General features: G+C 71.0%; 23 protein-coding genes and 1 pseudogene. 14 read left to right on the top strand and 10 right to left on the bottom strand.

From position 1 onward, the window contains the following. The first annotated feature begins 108 nt into the window (after positions 1 to 108). Together L3i22_RS24220 and L3i22_RS24215 are read left to right on the top strand one after the other, a co-directional pair. Positions 109 to 942, top strand: a complete 834-nt coding sequence (locus L3i22_RS24220; RefSeq protein ID WP_255658546.1) for a helix-turn-helix transcriptional regulator — start codon at positions 109 to 111, stop codon at positions 940 to 942. 87 nt (positions 943 to 1,029) lie between these two features. Then, a complete protein-coding gene (locus tag L3i22_RS24215) occupies positions 1,030 to 1,956 on the top strand; it encodes an SDR family NAD(P)-dependent oxidoreductase (RefSeq protein WP_221329232.1) in 927 nt (308 codons plus the stop codon). Positions 1,957 to 1,958: 2 nt separating this feature from the next. On the opposite strand, the gene L3i22_RS24210 is transcribed toward L3i22_RS24215, so the two are convergent. Next, a complete protein-coding gene (locus L3i22_RS24210; RefSeq protein WP_221329231.1) occupies positions 1,959 to 3,674 on the bottom strand; it encodes an IlvD/Edd family dehydratase in 1,716 nt (571 codons plus the stop codon). A gap of 75 nt (positions 3,675 to 3,749) precedes the next feature. Between L3i22_RS24210 and L3i22_RS24205 the strand changes: the two genes are divergently transcribed. After that, positions 3,750 to 4,631, top strand: a complete 882-nt coding sequence (locus L3i22_RS24205) for an SMP-30/gluconolactonase/LRE family protein (protein WP_221329230.1) — start codon at positions 3,750 to 3,752, stop codon at positions 4,629 to 4,631. Here the strand turns inward: L3i22_RS24205 and L3i22_RS24200 are convergent. Next, complete coding sequence (locus tag L3i22_RS24200) at positions 4,603 to 5,148, bottom strand: NUDIX hydrolase (RefSeq protein ID WP_221329229.1); 546 nt, start codon at positions 5,146 to 5,148, stop codon at positions 4,603 to 4,605. The two genes, L3i22_RS24205 and L3i22_RS24200, sit on opposite strands and share 29 nt — an antisense overlap. Before the next feature lie 105 nt (positions 5,149 to 5,253). Further along, complete coding sequence (locus L3i22_RS24195; protein WP_221329228.1) at positions 5,254 to 6,156, bottom strand: helix-turn-helix domain-containing protein; 903 nt, start codon at positions 6,154 to 6,156, stop codon at positions 5,254 to 5,256. Positions 6,157 to 6,334: 178 nt separating this feature from the next. On the opposite strand from L3i22_RS24195, the gene L3i22_RS24190 reads away from it, so the two are divergent. Continuing rightward, positions 6,335 to 6,901, top strand: a complete 567-nt coding sequence (locus L3i22_RS24190) for a peptidoglycan-binding protein (RefSeq protein ID WP_221329227.1) — start codon at positions 6,335 to 6,337, stop codon at positions 6,899 to 6,901. Between the two features lie 213 nt (positions 6,902 to 7,114). Here L3i22_RS24190 and L3i22_RS24185 read toward each other — a convergent pair whose 3' ends face one another. Further along, positions 7,115 to 8,047 (bottom strand): Lrp/AsnC family transcriptional regulator, encoded by a 933-nt coding sequence (locus tag L3i22_RS24185; RefSeq protein WP_221329226.1) that lies wholly within the window; start codon positions 8,045 to 8,047, stop codon positions 7,115 to 7,117. Between L3i22_RS24185 and L3i22_RS54635 the strand changes: the two are divergent. Both L3i22_RS54635 and L3i22_RS24175 read left to right on the top strand, forming a co-directional pair. Then, positions 8,046 to 8,561: pseudogene (locus L3i22_RS54635) on the top strand (inositol monophosphatase); the annotation flags it as partial. The gene L3i22_RS24185 and the pseudogene L3i22_RS54635 sit on opposite strands and share 2 nt — an antisense overlap. Before the next feature lie 25 nt (positions 8,562 to 8,586). Next, a complete protein-coding gene (locus L3i22_RS24175; protein ID WP_221329225.1) occupies positions 8,587 to 8,904 on the top strand; it encodes an inositol monophosphatase family protein in 318 nt (105 codons plus the stop codon). A gap of 10 nt (positions 8,905 to 8,914) precedes the next feature. On the opposite strand, the gene L3i22_RS24170 is transcribed toward L3i22_RS24175, so the two are convergent. Beyond that, complete coding sequence (locus L3i22_RS24170) at positions 8,915 to 9,238, bottom strand: plasmid stabilization protein (RefSeq protein ID WP_221329224.1); 324 nt, start codon at positions 9,236 to 9,238, stop codon at positions 8,915 to 8,917. Positions 9,239 to 9,370: 132 nt separating this feature from the next. Here L3i22_RS24170 and L3i22_RS24165 point away from each other — a divergent pair, with 132 nt between their 5' ends. Beyond that, positions 9,371 to 9,754 (top strand): STAS domain-containing protein, encoded by a 384-nt coding sequence (locus L3i22_RS24165; RefSeq protein WP_221329223.1) that lies wholly within the window; start codon positions 9,371 to 9,373, stop codon positions 9,752 to 9,754. Between the two features lie 12 nt (positions 9,755 to 9,766). Here the strand turns inward: L3i22_RS24165 and L3i22_RS24160 are convergent, their stop codons facing one another. Then, on the bottom strand, positions 9,767 to 10,945 hold the full coding sequence (locus L3i22_RS24160) for an ROK family transcriptional regulator (protein ID WP_221329222.1): 1,179 nt from the start codon (positions 10,943 to 10,945) through the stop codon (positions 9,767 to 9,769). A gap of 79 nt (positions 10,946 to 11,024) precedes the next feature. On the opposite strand from L3i22_RS24160, the gene L3i22_RS24155 reads away from it, so the two are divergent. The 3 genes from L3i22_RS24155 to L3i22_RS24145 all read left to right on the top strand — a co-directional run bounded on the left by L3i22_RS24155 (position 11,025) and on the right by L3i22_RS24145 (position 13,688). After that, the gene (locus L3i22_RS24155; protein WP_221329221.1) at positions 11,025 to 11,852 is read left to right on the top strand and encodes a LacI family DNA-binding transcriptional regulator; all 828 of its coding nucleotides are present in this window, start codon (positions 11,025 to 11,027) and stop codon (positions 11,850 to 11,852) included. Between the two features lie 337 nt (positions 11,853 to 12,189). Beyond that, positions 12,190 to 13,185 (top strand): glycosyl hydrolase, encoded by a 996-nt coding sequence (locus tag L3i22_RS24150; RefSeq protein WP_221329220.1) that lies wholly within the window; start codon positions 12,190 to 12,192, stop codon positions 13,183 to 13,185. Between the two features lie 35 nt (positions 13,186 to 13,220). Continuing rightward, complete coding sequence (locus L3i22_RS24145; protein ID WP_221329219.1) at positions 13,221 to 13,688, top strand: NUDIX domain-containing protein; 468 nt, start codon at positions 13,221 to 13,223, stop codon at positions 13,686 to 13,688. Here L3i22_RS24145 and L3i22_RS24140 read toward each other — a convergent pair. Further along, positions 13,678 to 14,232: an alpha/beta hydrolase gene (locus tag L3i22_RS24140; RefSeq protein WP_221329218.1), complete on the bottom strand. Its 555-nt coding sequence runs from the start codon at positions 14,230 to 14,232 to the stop codon at positions 13,678 to 13,680. The genes L3i22_RS24145 and L3i22_RS24140 overlap by 11 nt on opposite strands. Positions 14,233 to 14,386: 154 nt before the next feature. Further along, positions 14,387 to 14,680 carry a GNAT family N-acetyltransferase gene (locus L3i22_RS24135; protein WP_221329217.1) on the bottom strand — a complete coding sequence of 98 codons (294 nt, stop codon included), beginning with the start codon at positions 14,678 to 14,680 and terminating at the stop codon, positions 14,387 to 14,389. Positions 14,681 to 14,867: 187 nt separating this feature from the next. On the opposite strand from L3i22_RS24135, the gene L3i22_RS24130 reads away from it, so the two are divergent. After that, the gene (locus L3i22_RS24130) at positions 14,868 to 16,040 is read left to right on the top strand and encodes a hypothetical protein (RefSeq protein WP_221329216.1); all 1,173 of its coding nucleotides are present in this window, start codon (positions 14,868 to 14,870) and stop codon (positions 16,038 to 16,040) included. Between the two features lie 80 nt (positions 16,041 to 16,120). Here L3i22_RS24130 and L3i22_RS24125 read toward each other — a convergent pair whose 3' ends face one another. Beyond that, the gene (locus L3i22_RS24125; RefSeq protein WP_221329215.1) at positions 16,121 to 16,972 is read right to left on the bottom strand and encodes a TetR/AcrR family transcriptional regulator; all 852 of its coding nucleotides are present in this window, start codon (positions 16,970 to 16,972) and stop codon (positions 16,121 to 16,123) included. A 106-nt stretch (positions 16,973 to 17,078) separates the two neighbouring features. Here L3i22_RS24125 and L3i22_RS24120 point away from each other — a divergent pair, with 106 nt between their 5' ends. The 3 genes from L3i22_RS24120 to L3i22_RS24110 all read left to right on the top strand — a co-directional run bounded on the left by L3i22_RS24120 (position 17,079) and on the right by L3i22_RS24110 (position 19,420). After that, positions 17,079 to 17,558 carry a nitroreductase family deazaflavin-dependent oxidoreductase gene (locus L3i22_RS24120; protein WP_255658545.1) on the top strand — a complete coding sequence of 160 codons (480 nt, stop codon included), beginning with the start codon at positions 17,079 to 17,081 and terminating at the stop codon, positions 17,556 to 17,558. Continuing rightward, entirely contained in the window at positions 17,555 to 18,247 is a 693-nt protein-coding gene (locus L3i22_RS24115) for a YceI family protein (RefSeq protein WP_221329214.1), read from the top strand. The genes L3i22_RS24120 and L3i22_RS24115 overlap by 4 nt, the downstream gene beginning before the upstream one ends. A gap of 108 nt (positions 18,248 to 18,355) precedes the next feature. Further along, positions 18,356 to 19,420, top strand: coding sequence for a helix-turn-helix transcriptional regulator (locus L3i22_RS24110; RefSeq protein WP_221329213.1), 1,065 nt, complete (start codon positions 18,356 to 18,358; stop codon positions 19,418 to 19,420). Positions 19,421 to 19,471: 51 nt separating this feature from the next. On the opposite strand, the gene L3i22_RS24105 is transcribed toward L3i22_RS24110, so the two are convergent. Next, positions 19,472 to 19,831 (bottom strand): hypothetical protein, encoded by a 360-nt coding sequence (locus tag L3i22_RS24105; RefSeq protein ID WP_221329212.1) that lies wholly within the window; start codon positions 19,829 to 19,831, stop codon positions 19,472 to 19,474. Positions 19,832 to 19,874 lie beyond the last annotated feature (43 nt).

Raw genomic sequence — 19,874 nt, 5'->3', positions numbered from 1 at the left:
TCCATTGCCAGACAGTAGGACGCCCAAGTATCACCCATGGGGCCCGCCCGAGGGTCCTGGGAGCGGCTCTCCCTGGTTGGGCCGGGCGAGTCCGGGTTTACTCGAACCATGATTGACCGTGCCGGCCTCGCCGACTTCCTCCGCCGCCGCCGGGAGCTGCTGCACCCGGCCGACATCGGCCTCGCCGGCACGCCGCGCCGCCGCACGCCCGGGCTGCGGCGCGACGAGGTGGCCCAGCTGGCGAACATCTCCACCGACTACTACGCCCGGCTGGAGCAGGCCCGCGGGGCGAACCCGTCCGAGCCGATCATCGCGGCGCTGACCCGGGCCCTGCGCTGCGACCTGGACCAGCGCGACCACCTGTATCACCTGGCCGGGTTCCCGGCCCCGCCCCGGCGGCACGGCGGGCACCTCCGGCCGGGCCTGCTCAGCCTGCTGGACCGGCTGACCGACGTGCCGGTGTGCGTGCTGACCGACCTCGGCGAGGTGCTCCACCAGAACACCCTGGCCGACCTCGCCCTGGGCCGCACCGGCCGGGGCGACAACGTGGTGTGGAAATGGTTCACCGAGCCGGCCCTGCGCTCCCGTCTCCCGGAAGAGGACTGGCCACGGCACTCACTCGCCCACGTCAACGACCTGCGGGCGACGTATTCGCGGCGCTCCGACGACGCCGACGTCGCCCGGCTGGTCCACGCGCTGCTGAAACGGAGCCCGGAGTTCCGGGAGCTGTGGGAGCGGCACGAGGTCGCCAACCACCGTTTCGACCGGAAGCGCTTCCTGCACCCCACGGTCGGTGTCCTGCACCTGACCTGCGAGGTGCTGCTGTCACCCGAGGTGGACACCCGTGTCCTGGCGCTGTTCCCGACCGAGGGCACCGACACGCGCGACAAGCTGGAGCTGCTCAGAGTCGTCGGCACCCAGGAGTTCAGCACGTTCGCCTGAGGTTGCCAGGGACAACGTGGTCCTGGTTGTTCCCCGCCGGCCGGATCAGGCTGATCTTGTCCGTCGCTCAGCAAAGGGGAACACCACATGACCACGGTCCTGATCACCGGCGGCCACTCGGGGATCGGTCTCGCCGCGGCCCGCAGCCTGGCCGCCCGCAAGGTCGACCTCGTCCTGGCCGGGCGCAGCCCCGACCGCATGCGGGCCGTCGCCGACGAGCTGGAAGCGGCCCACGGCGTCGCCGTCACCACCCTGCCGCTGGACACGTCCTCGCTGGCCTCCGTGCGGTCGGCGGCGGATCAGTTCCGCGGGTCGCTGGACGCGCTGCTCTGCAACGCGGGCGGGCGGTCCGCCGGCGGCTTCGCCTACACGCCCGACGGCTACGAGACGACCTTCGCCACCAACTACCTCGGGCACTTCCTGCTGGTCGAGCTCCTGCTCCCGCAGCTCGCCGAGCACGGCCGGATCGTCTTCACGGTCAGCGGCACCCACGATCCCGACACGATGGACGGGCGCCTGGTCGGCAAGTCCGTCGAGCCCGACGCGGTCGCCCTGGCCGGCACCAAGACGCTCTCCGCCGGGGTGCGCTACTCGACCTCGAAGCTCTGCACGATCATGCACGCCTACGAACTGCACCGCCGCCTGCGCGCGGCCGGCAGCACCGTGTCGTCCATCGCCTACGACCCCGGCGCCGTCGCCGGCACCGACTTCCTGCGCAACCTGCCCCGGCCCGCCCAGCGCCTCTCGGCCAGCCGCGCCGCGAGCCTCCTGATGCGGCGCATCGGCGTCACCACCTCCGACGTCACCTTCTCCGGCACATCCCTCGCCGACCTGGCCGTCGCCCCGCAATACACCGACGTCTCCGGCACATACCTACAGGCCAAAGAAGAAAAACTGTCGACGGTACGGTCGTCGAAGCTCTCCTACGACGAGCCCCGCGCCACCAAACTCTGGACCGACTCCCGTCGCCTGACCCACCTGACCCCCGCCGAGGACGCCACCCGGCCGCGCTGAGATCAGTGGGATTCGCGGGAGACCTGGTCGCCGCTGGCGCCGAGCAGGAAGTCCAGGTCGGCGCCGGTGTTGGCCTGGCCGACCGTGTCGATATAGAGGCGCTCCCAGCCGCGCTGCGGCCGGGCGTAGGCCGCGACCGCCTCCGGCGCCGGGGCACGGGCGGCCAGTTCCTCGTCGGGGAGGTCGACGTCCAGGCGCCGGTTCGGGACGTCCAGGATGATCATGTCGCCGGTGCGGACCTTGCCGAGCGGCCCGCCCGCCGCCGCCTCCGGCGCCACGTGCAGGACCACCGTCCCGTACGCCGTGCCGCTCATCCGCCCGTCGCAGATCCGGACCATGTCCCGCAGGCCGTCGGCGAGCAGCTTCGCCGGCAGCGGCATGTTGGCCACCTCGGGCATCCCGGGATAGCCCTTCGGCCCGCACCCGCGCAGGATCAGCACCGAGTCCGCGGTCACCGGGAGATCCGGGTCGTCGAGCCGGGCGTGCAGGTCCTCGACCGAGTCGAAGACGACCGCCGGCCCGCGGTGGGTCAGCAGCCCGGGCGAGGCCGCCGCCGGTTTGATCACGGCACCGTCCGGCGCGAGGTTGCCGTAGAGCACGGCGATCCCCGCCTCGGGCTGCAATGGTCGTTCCCGTGCCCGGATCACCTCCCGGTCGTAGACCTGCGCGGCGTCCAGGTAGTCGACCAGCGGCCGCCCGGTGACGGTGAGCGCGGCCGGATCGAGCAGGTCCCGGATCTCGGCGAGCACCGCGTGCAGGCCCCCGGCCCGGTACAGGTCGTCCATCAGGAACCGCCCGGCCGGCTGCAGGTCCACCAGCAGCGGCACGTGCGAGCCGATCCGGTCGAAGTCGTCCTGGCTCAGCTCGACGCCGAGCCGCCCGGCGATCGCGAGCAGGTGCACGACCGCGTTGGTGGAGCCGCCGAGCGCGGCCAGCGCGACGATCGCGTTGCGGAACGAGCCGCGGGTCATCACGGCGCTCGGCCGCAGACCCCGGTCCACCAGGTCGACGGCGAGCACGCCGGTCGCGTGGGCGGCCTCGATCAGCCGGCTGTCCGGGGCGGGCGTTCCGGCGACGCCGGGCAGGGTCATCCCGAGCACCTCGGCGAGCAGGCCCATGGTCGACGCCGTACCCATGGTGTTGCAATGCCCTTTGCTTCTGATCATCGAGGCTTCCGAACGGGCGAATTCGGCCGCGCTGAGCGTGCCCGCGCGGACCTCCTCGCTCAGCTGCCAGACCCCGGTCCCGCAGCCCAGCGGAACCCCGCGAAAAGTGCCGGTCAGCATCGGCCCGCCGGGCACGACAACCGCCGGCAGATCGACCGACGCCGCTCCCATCAGCAGCGCGGGAATGGTCTTGTCACAGCCGCCGAGCAGCACCACCCCGTCGATCGGATTGGCCCGCAACATCTCCTCGATCGCCATCGCGGCCATGTTGCGCCAGAGCATCGCGGTCGGCCGCACCTGCGTCTCCCCCAGCGACACCACCGGCAGATTCAGCGCGATGCCGCCGGCCTGATGAATGCCGGCGGAAACGCTGCGGGCGACGTCGTCCAGATGCGCATTGCACGGCGTCAGATCGGACGCGGTGTTGGCGATCGCGATGTGCGGCCGCCCGTCGAATGCGTCGACCGGCAACCCGCGCCGCATCCAGGCGCGATGGATATAACTGTTACGGTCATCGCCGGAGTACCACTGCGCGCTGCGGCGTGGCTGCACGGCAACCTCCTAGATCGACCAGGATCAAATTCTAAACCTTTCAAGTGCCCATTGATCCGTACGGGCGGAGCCGCCATGACCGAGTCCTACACCGCCCGCCCGTCCGGCGCGGGCGTGTACCACCTCGGCGAGGGCCCGGTCTGGGATCCCGCCCGCCGCCGGCTGCTCTGGGTCGACATCGACGGTCACACGGTCCACCAGGGCGAACTCGACGAAGCCGCCGGCACGATCGGCGTCACCGGCACGTGGCGGTTCACCGCGGAGGCCTGCGCGGTGGCGGTCGCCGAGTCCGGCGAGCTGCTCGTCGCCGAACGCGAGACCCTGACCCGGATCGACCTCGACGGCACCCGGACCGAGCTGGCCCGGGTCCTGCCCCACGGTTCGGCGAGCCGGCTCAACGACGGCGCGGTCGACCCGGCCGGCCGCTTCCTGGTCGGCAGCCTCGACCCGCGGCAGCGGTCCGGGACGGAGGTGCTGGTCCGCCTCGACCGCGACGGCCTGACCACCCTGGACGCCGACCTCACCCTCTCCAACGGCCTGGCCTGGTCCCCGGCCGGCGACCGGCTGTACAGCATCGACACGGTCCCCGGCGTGGTGTGGGTCCGCGACTACGGCCCGTCCTGCGGCCCACGACACGAGGCGTTCCGGATCACCGACGGCCTCCCGGACGGCATGTGCGCCGACGCCGACGGCAACCTGTGGATCGCCGTCTGGGGCGGCGGCCGCGTCGAACGCCGCACCCCGCAGGGCCGCCTGCTGGCCACGGTCACGGTGGACGCCCCGCACACCACCAGCGTCACGTTCGCCGGCCCCGACCTGAACCTGCTCGTCATCACCACCGCCACAACCGATCTCACCCCCGCCGACCTGGCCCACCACCCCGACTCGGGCCGACTGTTCATCGCCGACGTCGATGCGGCCGGCCTGCTCACGCCGTACTGGAAGCCGTCTTCGTGAAAAGCTGAAAGATAGTCAACGCGGCCAGCGAAGGCGCGTCGACGATCTGTCCGGAACGGATCATCTCGGCGATCTCGGTGTCGCCGAACGCGCGATGAACCATGTCCTGCTCGCTCGCCTCCCGGTCGGGCTCCCCTTCCTCGAGGTCCGTCGCCAGATAGACGTCAAACCCCTGGGTCGAGAATCCGTACGCCTCGAACAGATGCCCCAGGTGGGTCAACGCCCCCGCCCGCAGGCCGGTCTCCTCAGCCAGTTCCCGCCGGGCAAGAGCAACCTGATCCCCGACGGCCCCGCGGCCCCAACTACCCTGCGGAAACTCCCAGGCCCGCCGCCCCACCGGATAGCGGAACTGCTCCACCAGCCAGAATCCGTCCGGCCGGCGTGGCAGCACCAGGGCGAAGTCCGGCTTCTCGACCACCCCGTAGACGCCGGGGCTGCCGTCCGGCCGCCGAACCTCGTCCTCCCGCACGGTCATCCACGGATTGCGATACACGACGCGGCTGCTCACCTGCTCCATCCGGCGATCATGCCAGCGCCGCGACCTGGCGGGAATGCTCAGAGCCAGCCGGTCAGCGGTGAGGTGGGAACACGCATGGCAACCACAACCCGTCGGCATGGGGCATCAGCAGGCCGGCAGTGGCGGCAACGCATCGCGCAGGAACCAGACGTTGCTGAGATAGAGATCGTAGTCGCCGGTCTGTCCCACCTCCTGGCCTCGTACGATCCGCACCCACTTCTTGTCCTCGTAGTAGCCGGGCTCCCCGGACGAGCCGTTGCGCAACATCTGCCCGCCACCGACGACGCAGGAAACGCTGACAGTCTGTCCGACCGCGACCCGCCCCGCCTGGACGGTACCGGGCGGACAGGCATCGAGATCACAGCCCGAGGACATGCCGGGCTTCGTCCACAGCCCGATGGTCTTGGCCGGGAGACGGTTGCCGGCGTACACACCACAGACATTCCCGGTTACGGTCCCCGCGGCTGCCGATGCTCCGACGGCCGGCGAGCCGCACGTGACAGCCGCCGGTCCTGTCGAGGCGATTCCCGGGCTGACCGGCGCCTTCGCCGTTTTCACCGGCAGAGCGGCTTTGTCTCCCCGGCTGACCGCAACGACGATCACAACCGCCACGACCACCAGGATCGCAGTCATGCTCCCGACGATCACCGGGGTGCGCCGGTGATCCGTGGCGCCGCCGCCGGCAGGAGCGGCAGACGATGAGGTGGGCGGCGCCCCGACCGAGTCCGGTCCCGGCCACCACAGCCCGACCAACTCCGGGGCATCGAGCAGGCCAGCAAGCGCCGCGGCCATCACGCGGGTGGGACCGCGGTTCTGTGGACGACCGTCCAGCCATCGCCGAAGGGTCCGCTCGCTGACACCGAGATGGTCGGCGACCCATTGCTGCGTCCGGCCCGCCACGCGGATCGCCGCAGCCGCCCGCTCACTGGCCGCGGGTGACGGTTCCGCGGTGTCCGAGGGCCTCCCTCGCCGCGCGGTGCCCTTGGACTCCTCCCTGCCGTCGCTCATGGCTCCCCCTTTTGACCCGGCAAAAAATTGCCGCCGCCTCGCCGGGCACGCCGTTGACCTGCGAGAAATTTTCTGTCCACGCCTGCCGCTAGACGGCAAATTCTTGCCGCATGGACGGTAATTCCCAAGACCCCGAACGAGGCAAACCGGCCGTAGGGGTCCACGAGAGGGGAGCGACATGCTCAAGAAGATCGTGGTGACCGGCTTCGCCGCCGGCTTGCTGACACTCACCGGTTCGACCGCGGCGTACGCGGAGACCGGTGTGGACGTGATCGGCCCGCAGCCATCGCCGAACACCGCAGGGGTCACCTGCATTCAGCAGACGCTGGGCGTGCCGGCCGATGGCCGGTTCGGACAGCAGACCTACGACGCCGTCAAGGCGTTCCAGGCCTCCTCGGGTCTGCCCGCCGACGGCGCCGTCGGTCCGGTCACCGGTGACGCGCTGCTCGAGTTCGCCCCGGCCGGCTGCTCGGCGAGCCTGCCGTCCACCTGGTCCGACATCGACGCGGTGCCCACCCCGCAGCCCGCCCCCGTCGATCAGGCGGTGAGCGGGCCGGACAACGACGTGCAACTCGCGATGAAGTGCCTGGCGAAGACCGCGCCCGGATCCATCTTCAAGTTCATCCGCAAGGCCGGGGCGGGCACCTTCCCGGAGACGGAAGACCTGGTCAAGGTCAACCCGTGGCTCGATGGCGCGAAGATCATGAAGTGTGTGCTGTGGGACAACCCGCAGCCCGCGGGCTGAATCACACGGTGCGGCGGGCAGGGCGGCGCATCCCGGAACGGGCGCCGCCCGGCCCGCTCACCCGTCTCATGTCAGCCGGTGGCCCGGTTGGACGTGGCCGGTGCTCCAGGAAATGCCTGGAACCCATCGGCGACAGGCTTCTGATCCCGCGACCACCGTCGCCGGAGTCAACACATGATCATCATTCGGCAGCCGGGAAAGCCGCAACGGAGGTCAGCCGAGCCCGGGGCGCTTGACCGCTCGACCGACCAGGACGGTCTCCACGTCCGGCACGCCGAGCGCGGCCAGGTCCGTCGTGATGAACCGGTGCAGCGCCTCCAGGTCGGACAGCCAGACCGCGACGTGCAGGTTCGCCCGCCCGGTGGTGCTCAGCACGCCGTGCACGGCCGGGTGGACGGCCAGGGCCAGGCCGACCCGGTCCAGGTCGGCGGGTGGCAGGCGCAGCCACAGGTTCGCGTCGACGTGCAGGCCGAGGCGCAGCGGATCGACATAGGTCTGCGTGCGCAGCGGCAGCGCGGCCAGCCGGCGCCGGATCGTCGACTCCGGCCGCCCGAGCCGCGCCGCCACGGCCGCCGCCGGCAGGCGGGCGTCCGCCGCCAGCGCGTCGAGGATCGACAAATCAAGATCATCAACCCCATTCGTGGGTACGGCGGTGGCCAGCCCCGCCCGTTCCGCCGCGGTCAGCACGTCGAGCCGCCAGGCGGACGCGTCCGCGTACACGTGCAGGGCGGTCTGCGCCTCAACCGAGGTGACCGCTTTGGTCGCCGGGAGCTGGCGGAACACCAGCCGGTTGCGCGGGTCCCGCCCGGCGGCCAGCACCGCGGAGATCTCGTCGCCGGCCGCCGACACGTCCAGGTACGGCACGTCCGCCCGGGCGGCGAGCGCGTCGGTGATCGCCGAGACCGAGCCGCGCAGCACCCGGATGCGCAGCAGCATGACCGCCTCGTACGGCCGGACCCGTGGGGCGGCGACCACCCGCACGGTCCCGTCGCCGAGCAGCCGGCCCAGCCGCCGGTGCACGACCCGGGCGCTCAGGCCGAGCACCGTGGCGACCCGCTCGACGCTCACCCGCCCGTCGCACTGCAGCGCCGCCACCAGCCGGCGATCCGTGTCGTCGAGCACCGAATCCGCCACCATTGAGGTCATGGCGGTCATTATCGCTCGGTCTCACGCCGTACGGGCAAAGGTTTTGATCGTCGGGTTTGATGCTTGTGGCATGTCCTCGCTGATCGATGCCATGACCGAAGCCGCCCACGCCGCCGGGCGGCACCTGCTCGACCTGCCGCGTCCGGCGCCCGCCGCGACGTTCGCCGAGTTCCGGGCCACGTTCGACGCCGTCGACGCGCCGGTGGTGGCGCTGCTGCGCGAGCGGCTGCTGCCGCTGCGGCCCGGAGCGGTGTGGCTCGACGAGCTCGACGGGGCCACGCCCGCAACCGGGGAGGCCTGGCTCTGCGACGCGACCGACGGCGCCGTGCAGTACCTGCAGGGCCTGCCGCAGTGGTGCGTGACGCTGACGCTGGTCCGCGACGGGACGCCGGTCGCCGTGGTGCTGCACCATCCGCGGCTGGGTGAGACCTGCACGGCGTCGCTCGGAGCGGGCGCGTTCCGGGACGGCGCGCGGATCACGCCGTCGGCCAAGACCGACCTGACGGCCGCGCTCGTGGCGACCAGCCAGCCGCCGCTCGGTGGGCGCCCAGCCCGAGGCGGTCCGGGCGGCCGGCCGGTCGCTGAGCGCGGTGCTGCTCGCGGCCGGCGCGGTCCGCAACCTCGGTCCGACGTCCTGGCAGCTCGCGGACGTGGCGGCGGGCCGCCTCGACGGCTTCTGGGAGTACGGCCACGACGACACCAACGTGCTGCCGGGGGTGCTGCTGGCCCGGGAGTCCGGCGCGACGGTGACCGACGCGGCGGGCGCTCCGTGGCGGGTCGGCGCGGACAGCATCGTGGTGGCCGGGCCGGCCCTGCACGCGCCGCTGCTGGCCGCGCTGCGCCGCCCGGTTGCGTGACCGGATTCGGTCAGCGGGCCAGGGCGGCTTCGAGTTGGGCCTTGGTCATCGCGGAGCGGCCGGCGATGTTGCGTTTCTTGGCCTCGTTGTACAGCTGCTCCTTGGTACGGCCCTGCGCGCCGGTGTGTGAGCGCTTGCCGCCGCGGTGGCCCGAGGAGACGTCGTCGAGCGAGGTGCGGCTCGCGGTCCGCGATTCGCCGGCGCGGGCGCGTTCCTTGTTCACCGTGCGGGCGGCGATCTCCTTGGCCGTCTCGGTCGACTCGCCGCGCTTCTCGACACTGTCCTTGATGTGCTCGTACTGGCGTTCCCGTTTGGGACTGGATCCGGCCGGCATCGTCGCCTCCCTACGTCGTACGTCGAAATCGTCTTTTGAATTTCCCGGGTCGAAATCGGTGAAACGTGCGGGCGGACGGGGAAAGAGTGGATCACGCTCGCTCGCACGAACGGGAGGCTCGTCGTGGATGTCATGACTGTCGAGAACGGGTACGAGGCCGACGAATGCCGGATCGTGGTGCACACGATGACCGGCATGTGCCTGATCCGGCTGGTCGGCGACGTGGACCTGGCGGTGGCCGCCCGGCTGCGGGCCACCCTGGCCGCCGCGGTCGCCGAACAGCCCTGGATCATCGTGGATCTGAGCCGGGTGGGCGCGATCGACTCGGTGGCGCTCGGCGTCCTCGCCGCCGCCGGTCAGGCCGCGCGCCGCGGCCCTGGCGGACTGTTGCTGGCCGCCGCGCCGCCGTTCGTCACCGAGGTGCTGCGCGCGGCGCGGCTGAGCACGGTCTTCACGATGTTCGCCACGGTCCCGGCCGCGATGACGACGGTGCTCGCCCAGCCGGCGCCGCTCTGATCCGGTGGCCCGTCAGTCCTCGTCGGCGCCGGAGACTCCGGTGGTGTGGCCGGGGGCGATCGACGCCTGCACGACCAGGGCCGCCGCGCCGATGCCGGCCGCGTCGCGCGGCTGGGCGGACAGCTCGACGACGATCCCGTGCCGGAACCGGGCGTGCGCGGTCGCGGCCAGTTGGGCCCGCAGCCGGCGGGCGTAGATCGAGCCGGCGATCGCCATGCCCGGCCCGGTCAGCACCACCCGGCCCAGGTCGAGCAGGTTCACCATCGAGGTCACCGCGACGCTGAGGTAGCCGGCCGCCTGATCGACCACGGCGAACGCGTCCGGGTCGCCGCTGACCGCGGCGTGCGCGATCGCGTCGTACGCGCTGAACACGTTCTTGTGGTCGACGGCCAGTCCGGCCTCGCGGGCCGCGTCGACGGTCGCGGTCATCGAGGCGTAGCGCTCGACGCAGCCGCGGTTGCCGCACGGGCACGGCCGGCCGTCGTACATGATCGACAGATGTCCGAGCTCGCCGGCGTCGAAGCTGGTGCCCCGGAACAGCGCCCCGCCGAAGACCAGGCCGGCGCCGACCCCGGCGGACAGGTAGACGCTGCCGAACGCCTGCTCGCGCGACACCCGCCGGGTCCAGAACTCGCCGAGCGCCGCGGCCGCCGCGTCGTTCTCCACCAGCACCGGGATGCCCAGCCGCTCGGCCAGCCCGCGCCGGGCCGCGGCCCACTCCGGCGGGCTGTCCCCGCTGCTGGGCGGGGCGGCCGGCGCCACGATCGCCAGGCCCTCGATCCGGTCGCGGGGCAGGTCCAGGTCGAGCAGGAAGTCGTCGAAGCGCTCGGCGAGCTGGTCGGCCAGGTCGGAGTCGCCGAGCGGGACGACCTCGCGGCCCACCACCCCACCGGTGAGGTCGATGGCCACGCAGGTCACCGTGTCCGGCCCGAGCTGGAAGCCGACGCCGAACCGGGTGGCCGGGGTGATCGCCAGCAGCTGGCGGGGCTTGCCGCGGGCCGAGCCGGTCGAGCCGGTCTCGTGCACGATCCCGTCGGCGATCAGGTCCCGGACGATGTTCGAGATCGACGGCTGGGTGAGGCCGGTGCGCTCGGCGACCTCCACCCGGCTGATCGAGACCGCCGAGCGGATCACGTCCACGATCAGGGCACGACTGCCCGGCCCCGCCGCGGGCGTTTCCCGACGTGCCATCTCGCAAGATCCCCGTTTCGCCTGATCCCCACTGTCAGGCGATACCGTACCTGTCGGCGTAACGAGTACGGAGGAATCGGTGGCACAGTCGCAACGGCGGGTCGGCCTGGTTCTCGCGCGGGCCTCGCGGGTGCTCGGCGAGGAGCCGTACTACCACGAGTTCATCGAGGGACTCGAGCGCGTGCTGACCCCGGCCGGCGTCTCGGTGCTGGTCAAGGTGGTCACCGACCGGGAGGCGGAGAGCCGCACCTACGAGCGGTGGGCCGAACAGGACCGGGTCAGCGGGGTCATCCTGGTCGACCTGGTGCCCGGCGACGACCGGGTCGCCCTGGTCGAGGGGCTCGGACTGCCGGCGGTGGTGCTCGGCGCCCCGTCGACCGCCCCCGGGCTGCCGACGGTGTGGACCGACGACGCCGGCTACGCGCGGGAGGCGATCCGGTTCCTGGCCGAGGGCGGGCACACGGTGATCGGGCAGCTCAGTGGGCCGCTGTCCTTCGTGCACACCCAGCTGCGCCGCGACGGCGCGCGGGCCGAGGCCGACGAGCTGGGGGTCACGCTGGTGCAGGCCGAGGGCGATTATTCGTACGAGTCGGGCCGCACCGCCACCGGCGACCTGCTCACCCACGCGCCGACCGCGCTCGTCTGCGACAACGACCTGATGGCCCTCGCCGCCCTGGACCTGCTGCGCGAACGCGAGATCGCGGTGCCGGCGCGCATGTCGGTGGTCGCGTGGGACGACTCGGCGCTGTGCCAGCTGGCCGCGCCGGCGCTGTCCGCGATCAGCCACGACGTGGTCCGCATCGGCGAGCTGGCCGCGAACGCCATGCTGGACGCGATGGCCGGCCGCCCGGCCACGGTCTACCAGGCACCGCCGGCCCACATCGTCGCCCGCGACAGCACGAACTGAGCCACGCCGGAAGGGCCGGACGCGGCGCTTGTCACGCTCGCCGAAATCGGCCCGGCCTCGGCCGTCGTCGCTCTGAACGCCGCGCTCACCGACGTCGCCGGTGGACGGCCAAGAACCGGAGTCCTCACCATTCAGGCTGCGCGGGCCGGCTCGGCACCGTGCGGAACGTTGTCATCCACGGAAGTTACAAGATCATGCTGCTCGGCGGGCAGGCGGCTCATGTCCGTACGGGCAAATCGTCTTTGCTTAAATTAATAATCTAATCTTGACACATCGATGGATGCGGTCGCATGCTGGGCCCCGCTTCCCAAAAATCCGTCCCCACGGAGGTCTGTCGATGAGAATCCCCCGTCCCGTCTGGGCCCTCGGCGCTGTCCTCGCGCTGCTCGGCTCGGGCCTGATCTACAGCGCGACCGAGGCCTCGGCCTTCGCCGCCACGCCGAAGTCCACGGTGCTCAGCTACCTGAGGTCGATCACCGGCACATCGATCGTCTCCGGCCAGCACAACAAGGAGCCGGCGAGCAACCCCGGCCAGTACACCGCCCAGGTCAAGGCCGTCACCGGGCAGTACCCGGGGCTGTGGGGCGGCGACATGATGTTCACCTCCACCGACATCGCCAACCGGCAGTCCGTGATCAACCAGGCCAAGACCGAGTGGGCCAACGGCTCGCTCGTGGCCCTGACCTGGCACGCCTGCTCCCCCACGGTCGGCGCCACCTGCAACTTCGACGGCGGCGTGAAGACGAGCATCACCAACGCTCAGTTCCAGGAGATCGTCACCGGCGGCACGAACCTGAACGCCGTGTGGCGCAGCCGGATGGCCGCCGTCGTGCCGTACCTCAAGCAGCTCAAGGACGCCGGCATCCCGGTGCTGTGGCGGCCGTTCCACGAGATGAACGAGAGCTGGAACTGGTGGGGCGCCCGGCCCGGCACGAACGGCGGGGCCAAGATCTACCAGCAGATGCGGGACTACTTCGACAGCCAGGGCCTGGACAACCTGATCTGGGTCTGGAACGTCCAGGACAACCCGACCGCCAACTGGGCGCAGTACTACCCCGGCAGCAACTATGTCGACGTGGTCTCGCTCGACGCCTGGTACAAGAACTATCCGTCGACGTCGGACTACAACCAGATCCAGTCGATCGCCGCGGGCAAGCCGATCGCGATCGCCGAGATGGGCAAGATGCCGACCGCGGCGCTGCTCAACAGCCAGCCGAAATGGGCCTGGTTCATGATCTGGTCCGAGCAACTGCGCGGCAACAACACCAACGCCGAGATCCAGACGGCCTACTTCCTGCCCCGCGTCCTCAACCAGGGCGAGATCAACTTCTAAGAGCCGATTGGGTACGCCGCGGCTACCGTGACCAGATGGGTATCTCCGCGCACCTGGCCCGGCTCCGCACGATGATCGGTCACGAACTGATCCAGCTGCCGTCCGTGGCGGTCGTCGTCGTCGACGGGCACGGGCGGCTGCTGCTGGTGCGGCACGCCGGGCACCGGGAAGGCTGGGCGGTGCCCGGCGGCGCGGTCGAGATCGGCGAGTCCCCCGTCCAGGCGGCCGCGCGGGAGATCCACGAGGAGACCGGCCTCCGGATCGGCGAGCCGCGCCTGCTGGACGTGCTCGGCGGCGCCGACTTCGAGGTGACCTACCCCAACGGGGACCGGGTCGCCTACGTCACCGCCGTCTACCAGGCGGGGGTCGCCGGCGGGACGCCCGCCCCGGACCAGGAGGAGATCAGCGAGCTGGGCTGGTTCGCCCCGCTCCAGCTCGCCGAGATCGAGCTCAACCGGTTCGCCCGGGCGCTGCTGCGCGCCACCGGGCACCTCAGGGAATGAGCCGGTTCACCAGCTCGAACGTGTCGTACTCCTGGTTGTAGTCGCCGAAGTGGCCGTCGTCGCGGACGATCTGCGTGCCGCCGAGCCGATCGAACATGGCCCGCCCCTGGCGGTCGTCGCAGCCGTACGGATCGTTCCGGGAGTTCACGAAGTAGATGTCGCGAACGTGCGACCGGATCGCGTCCCAGTCGTAGTCCGCCTGAAGAACCGGCTCCTCCGACGTGTTGGGCTGGGTGCTGTAGCCGGCCACCAGGATCGCCTGCGCGACGGTCACCTGCACGTGCTCCAGGACGGCGAGCAGCAGGGCCGCACCGCCGGAGTGGCCGACCAGCACGGTGTGCTCGTCGAAGCGGTGCTGGTCCAGGACCTTCGGCAGGAACGTGCCGATCGGCTCGACGTTGACCTCGGGGTGGTGCGGCACGTCGACGACGTAGCCCCGCTCGGAGAGCTGCCCCGCGAGCCAGGGATACCAGGCCACCCCCGGGTTGCCGCCGGTCCCATGGAAGATGATCGCTCTACGCCCGGCCCCGCCCGCAGTGTCCACACGATCATCAAACCACGGAACAGGCCGCCGTACGGCCCCACGACCGCGCCCCGGGCCGGGCGGTAAGAGCGGTCACCGGTCGATCGCGTAGGAGTGCCGCGGCGTGGGCGCGGGATCGGTGCGCAGCCGGGCGTGCAGCTCGACGTCGAAGCTTTCACCCGCGCCCGCGCACCGCCTGCGTCGTCCAGTAGGAGACCCAGCCGACCGAGTGTTGCGGGTCCACCCCGCTCACCGCGACGTGACCGACGACCCGGCCCGCGGACCGGACCGCGAACGGGAACGCCTCCGCGGCCTCGCGCCACCTCACGATCCACCGCCCGGCCGCCGCCAGGTCGGTGATCGGTTCGCCGGCCTGGGTGGCCATGTCGTCCGCGCCGAATGCGGCGAGCACCGCCGGGGCGTCGTCCTCGCGCCAGGGCCTGAGCAGCAGCTGTTCCGTTCGAGACACGCCCGGATGATCCTATCCGGCCGGTCGGGCCGCAACCTCGGAGCAACCTCCTGGGACCGCATCAGCCGTTCGCACAATGGGCGAGGTTCAACCCTGGTTTTGTCGTATTGCCGACCACCGATCGACATTGCCGGGCTGCTATCTTTCGGCCCGCGCAGACGGCCGGACTCGCAATCCAGGGAGGAGCATGTCCGCCACCGCATCGGTAATGCACCGAATATCCGCGGCCGCACTGGTCCTCGGTTCCTATGAATTGTTCCTGCTGACCCTTCCGCGCGAGACCGCGGTGGCCGTGGACAATGTGATGGTCACCGCGATCACCACGTGCGCGGCGATCGCCTGTGGATGGTTCGCGGCGCGGACCCGCGGCTGGGAGCGGCGATGGCGGGTCCTGGCGGCGACCGCCCTCGCGGCGAACGCCACCGGCCAAGGTGTGTGGGCGGGGTACGGGCCGGCCGAACGGTCCGACCCGGCCGTACCGTCCTGGCCCGACGTGGCCTGGCTGGTCACCGCGCTGGTGGTGATCTGCGGCCTTGCCGTCATTACCCGGCACGCAACGGCTGGTCAGCCACACCGGGACAGCCGCACGGAGGTGCGGCTGGTTCTCGACAGTCTCCTCGTGTCCGGCTCGCTGTTCCTGCTCGCCTGGATGACCGCCCTCGGGGCCGCCTCCGCGCGTTCGGTGCTGGTCTTCTGGGTGCCCGCGGCGGAAGTCGTGCTGATCACGCAAGTCGTGCTCATTTACACCACGCGCCGCATCCCTCGCGAAAACCTGCGGCACCTCTCACTGATCGGCGCCGGACTGGTCGCCAACTCGCTGTCCGATATCACGTTCAGCATGTACCTGAACGGAACCATCGCCCGGTACCCATTGGTGGCGAGCGCCGGATATCTGGCAGGCGCGCTGCTCGTCGTCCGGGCGGTCGCCATGCCGGACTTCCACCCGGTGCGCCGCGTCGCCCACCAAGCGCCGCAGGAGGCCACGTGGCTTTCCACGGTGACCCCGCTCCTGCCGCTCACCCTGGTGACGCTGTTCCTGGCCGGTAAAGTCATGTCCGGTGCGATCCTGAGCACGGTCGAGGCCACCGGCGCCGTGTCGATCTTCGCACTCGTGATCCTGCGTCAGGCCGTCGCATTCTATCGGCCACACTCGCCCGAGCAGGTACCCGAGTCGTCGGTGACGATCCCCGATCAGCCTTCACCGGACGACTCGGAACTGGATCGGAAACTGCGCGCGCACATCCTTGTCCTGAGCAATGAACTGCAGCGGTCCAGCAATCGCACCGCAGTGTGGACATTCGTGGGTGGTGCCGTCCTCGGCGTGCTCGGCAACGTCGTCGTCGCGGCGTTCATGAATTGATCGTCGTTCCGGAGCCGTTCAGCGCGGTGGGTGGCGACGTGGTGGGTCCCGAACCGGGCAGGCTTGGCGGTGGGTGCCGGTCAGTTGTCCCGCGCCGCCCACTCGTCGACAGCCTGATACAGGTGCACCAGCCGGAGATCGCCCCACTCGGCGTCCGGGTCGGGCTCGAGAAACATCATCGCCACGCCGGCGAGGCTCAGCGCCGACAGCGACCAGCGCTGGTCGGCCGGTGCGCCGAACGGGCCGGCGACGGTCTCCCGGCCGGCGATCTCCGGCGCCGCGATCTCGGTGATGATCATGCCGTGCAGGTTGACGCTCAGCACCGCGGCGAGGGTGTCGAATCCGGCGTTGAGCTCGGGCCGCAATCGGTAGCCGAACGCCCCGGCCAGGGTCTGCCACGCACCGGCGATGCGCGTGATCCGGGCCTGTTCCGATTCGGCGAGCGCGGCCTGGACCTGGGCCCGCAGATCGCCGTCGGCCAGGCCGGTGACGGTGGCGCAGAGCGCATGGTAGGTCCGCCAGGCCGGCGACGCGAGCACCGCCCGCAGGTCGAAATGAGCCAGCCGCCGGATCAGCTCGACGATCAGGTCGTGCCGCCCGCGCGGGGTCGACAGCCATTCCTTCTTCTCGGCCAGGATCTCCTTGAGCAGGCCGATCTCGTCCCGGACGACCGGCGCGCCGGCGGTGCGGGCCAGTTCCTTGACCACGTCGCCGAAGAACTGGTCCTTGTACTGCCAGTGGCGGTAGGCGCTGCTCCGGGACACCTCCGCGGCCCGGATGATCGCCTCGAAGCTGAGGTGCTCAAGGCTCACGGTGAGGCCATCTCGATTGATCATCTCGATGGCGGCCCGCAGCATCCGATCCCGGGTCTCGACATCGGTCAGACGCCGATTGCGCCGGGTCAAACCGCTGGCCATGGGTCGCTGTTCCATCGCGGACGAGCCTAGTACAGGACGGGACCTTTGGTACTTGAGACATGGAGTCCCAAGTTCCATACTCGCCATGACGCAGAGATGTCGATCTATTGCGAGGGGTGCCATGATCTTCAGTGACGACCGGCTGCGCGCCATGTACTCCGGCGGCCGGGGCAACGCCACCGCCCGCCGGTTCGCCCGGTTCTGGGCCGCTGTCCACGCGACCGGGATCACCCCACCGCGCTGGATCACCCTCGAGGTTCCCGGGCGCCGCACCGGACGCCGCACGCGCTTCCCGCTCGGCATGACCGATTGGCAGGGTCACTGGTATCTGGTGCCGATGCTGGGCGAGGACTGCAACTGGGTCCGCAATGTCCGGGCCGCCGGCGGCAAGGCTGTCATCCGGCACGGGCGGGCCCGCGAGTGCCGGCTGGTCGAGATCCCGGTCGCCGATCGGCCGCCGATCCTGCGATGCTTCCTGGAGCAGGTCCCCGGCGCCCGCCCGCACCTGCCGATCGACCGGCATGCGGCGCCAGCGGAGTTCGCGTCCATCGCCGGCCGGTACCCGGCGTTCCGGGTCGACATCGCGGAGCCGGCCCGATGACCGCCCCCGCGGCCCGGCCCCGCCGGCGACGCCGGTGGTGGTGGGCACTCGGCATCACCGTGACGCTCGTGCTCGCCCTGCTGGCGACAGCGGCGGCGGCCGTCGCGCTTCAGCCCGCTCCCGCACCGCTCACCCTCCCGGCCGCCGCCGCTCCCGCGTCCCGGCCGCTGGCCGGACACTGGCGGATCACTTCCGGGTCGGTGGCCGGCTTCCGCGTCGAACAGCGCTTCCTCGGAGCGAGCAGCGACGTCACCGGGCGCACCGAGGCCGTGACCGGCACCATGACCGTACGCGACAACCGGATCGACGCCGTCGAGGCGAACATCGACCTGCTCTCCCTGACCGACAACGGCAAGCAGCTCGCACCGCAGTTCGGCACGAGCCTGGCGACGGACCGGTTCCCGGCCGCCACGGTCCGGCTCACCACGCCCGTTCCGCTCGACGACGCCTTCGTCACCGGATCCGCGACCACGCTGGAGGCCACCGGGCAACTGACCCTGCACGGCGTCACCCGGACGATCACCGCCGTCGTGACCGCCCAGCGCGACGCCTCGCGGCTGGTGGTCACCGGCTCCGTGCCCATCCGATTCGCCGACTGGAACCTCGCCGGCCCGAAGGGATACGGGGCACTGGGTTCGCTCGCCGACCACGGAACCGCGGAGTTCCTGTTCTTCCTGCAGGAAGGCTGACCGGCAGGCCGCCGACGGCTGACAAGTTTCCGTCGCGGGCGCGCCGGTCGGCGTCGCCGCGGTTACCGTGGCCCCGACATCATCGTTGCTGGTCGAGGAGCCACACCGATGCAATCGACGCCCCCACCACCGAGGAGAGCACCGGTCCTGCTGGCGCTCGGGGCCGCGGTGACGCTGCTCATCCTGCTCGCGTTGACGTTGGCGTACCTGGCCTCCGACGGCCATTCATCCGATGGCACCGCCCATGCGACACCTATCCCACAGGCCACTCCGACGAGCCCGCAGGCCGGTACCACCAGCCCGCCGGCCGCTCAGTCCCCGAGCGCCGACCTCGCGGTCGTCTCGGCTCGATGCCGTGAACGGGCCGGTGAACTGGCCGCGGCCCGCGTCGTCTTCGACCCCAGGCTGACCATGGAACTGGGCCGGACGGACACCGTCGAGGCCGTGGTCACCTATGACCGGAGCCTGGCCCCCTCGGTGATTCTCCCCGGGCACGGGAACGCCACCGCCGAGCCCGTCCTCGTGACGTGCGAGGTCTACGCCCGGTTGCGCGGCGCCACCGACGACTTCACGATCGATCAGACCGACTGGGTGTCGCAGGCGCTGTTCGAGAATGGATCGGCGCGCTGGGCGTGGCGGGTCACGCCCCGGTCCGGCGGCGCCAAGGAGCTGATCCTGGAGCTGCAGCCGGCGCTGAAGGTCCTGGATCAGTCGAACACCAACCTGGTGAATCCGCGGGGTGCCATCGCCCCGTTCACGTCGAGCGTCGACGTGGCCGTCCCGGCGGGGAAGAGCATCGCGTCCTGGGTGGACTGGGCCGGCCGGATCGTCCCGATCGCTTCCGCGGTGGTGGGCGTGGTGGGAACGGTCGCGGTGATGGAGACGCGAGCCCGGCGGCGGAGACGGCGCGGTGGCACCGAGCTGGTCATCGCCGATGCTGCCACGGCTCTTGGGGACCTGCGGAAGCTGCGCATCGCCCGCGATGTGGACGCCACGGACGTCGCGCGACGCCTCGGCGTCCCGCTGGCGGCGTTCCGGGCCCTGGAGGAGGGCCGCAAGGTTCCGACGCTCCGCAACGTCTGCGACTACGCCGCCGCCCTCGACGTCGACCTGGTGTTCCGGCACGGTTCCGGCTCGGACGCGGCGCCACCGGAGGAGGCCCCGGCGAGGTGAACCAGCGAAAGGCCCGGCCGGCAACGGGAACCGGCCGGGCCTTTTCAGTGCTCAGGAGCAGTACGCGTCGAGCCCCCACGTGTTCGGCTGCATGTAGCAGGAGTGCGTGTACTGGAACGTCCAGTTGCTGTCGTACACGTCGAACCAGACCTGCCCGCCACTCCAGCGGTGGTTGCCGGTGACCGCCCAGCCGGAGCCGTCGTAGTTCGCCCACCCGTAGTTGTACCAGTTACCCGTGTCGTACCCGGAGACCCAGGCGTGCCCGCCGGCCGGCCCGTTGTACAGGTAGAGCAGCTGGGACGCGGTGCTGGACGCGGCCGCCGCGGGGGCGGCCGAAACCGTCAGTCCCCCGGCGAGAGCGGTGATCGCCAGGCACGCGGCGACAGCGGCGGTGCGGAGTTTCCTTGCCACGAGAAGTCCCTCGGTAGTTCTGAAATGCGTTACCCCCGAACCA

Origin of the sequence: Actinoplanes sp. L3-i22 (assembly GCF_019704555.1) — a bacterium.
Taxonomy (GTDB): Bacteria; Actinomycetota; Actinomycetes; order Mycobacteriales; family Micromonosporaceae; genus Actinoplanes.
The sequence above is the reverse complement of the archived record's forward strand: the minus strand, read 5'-3'. Positions and strand labels throughout refer to the sequence as shown.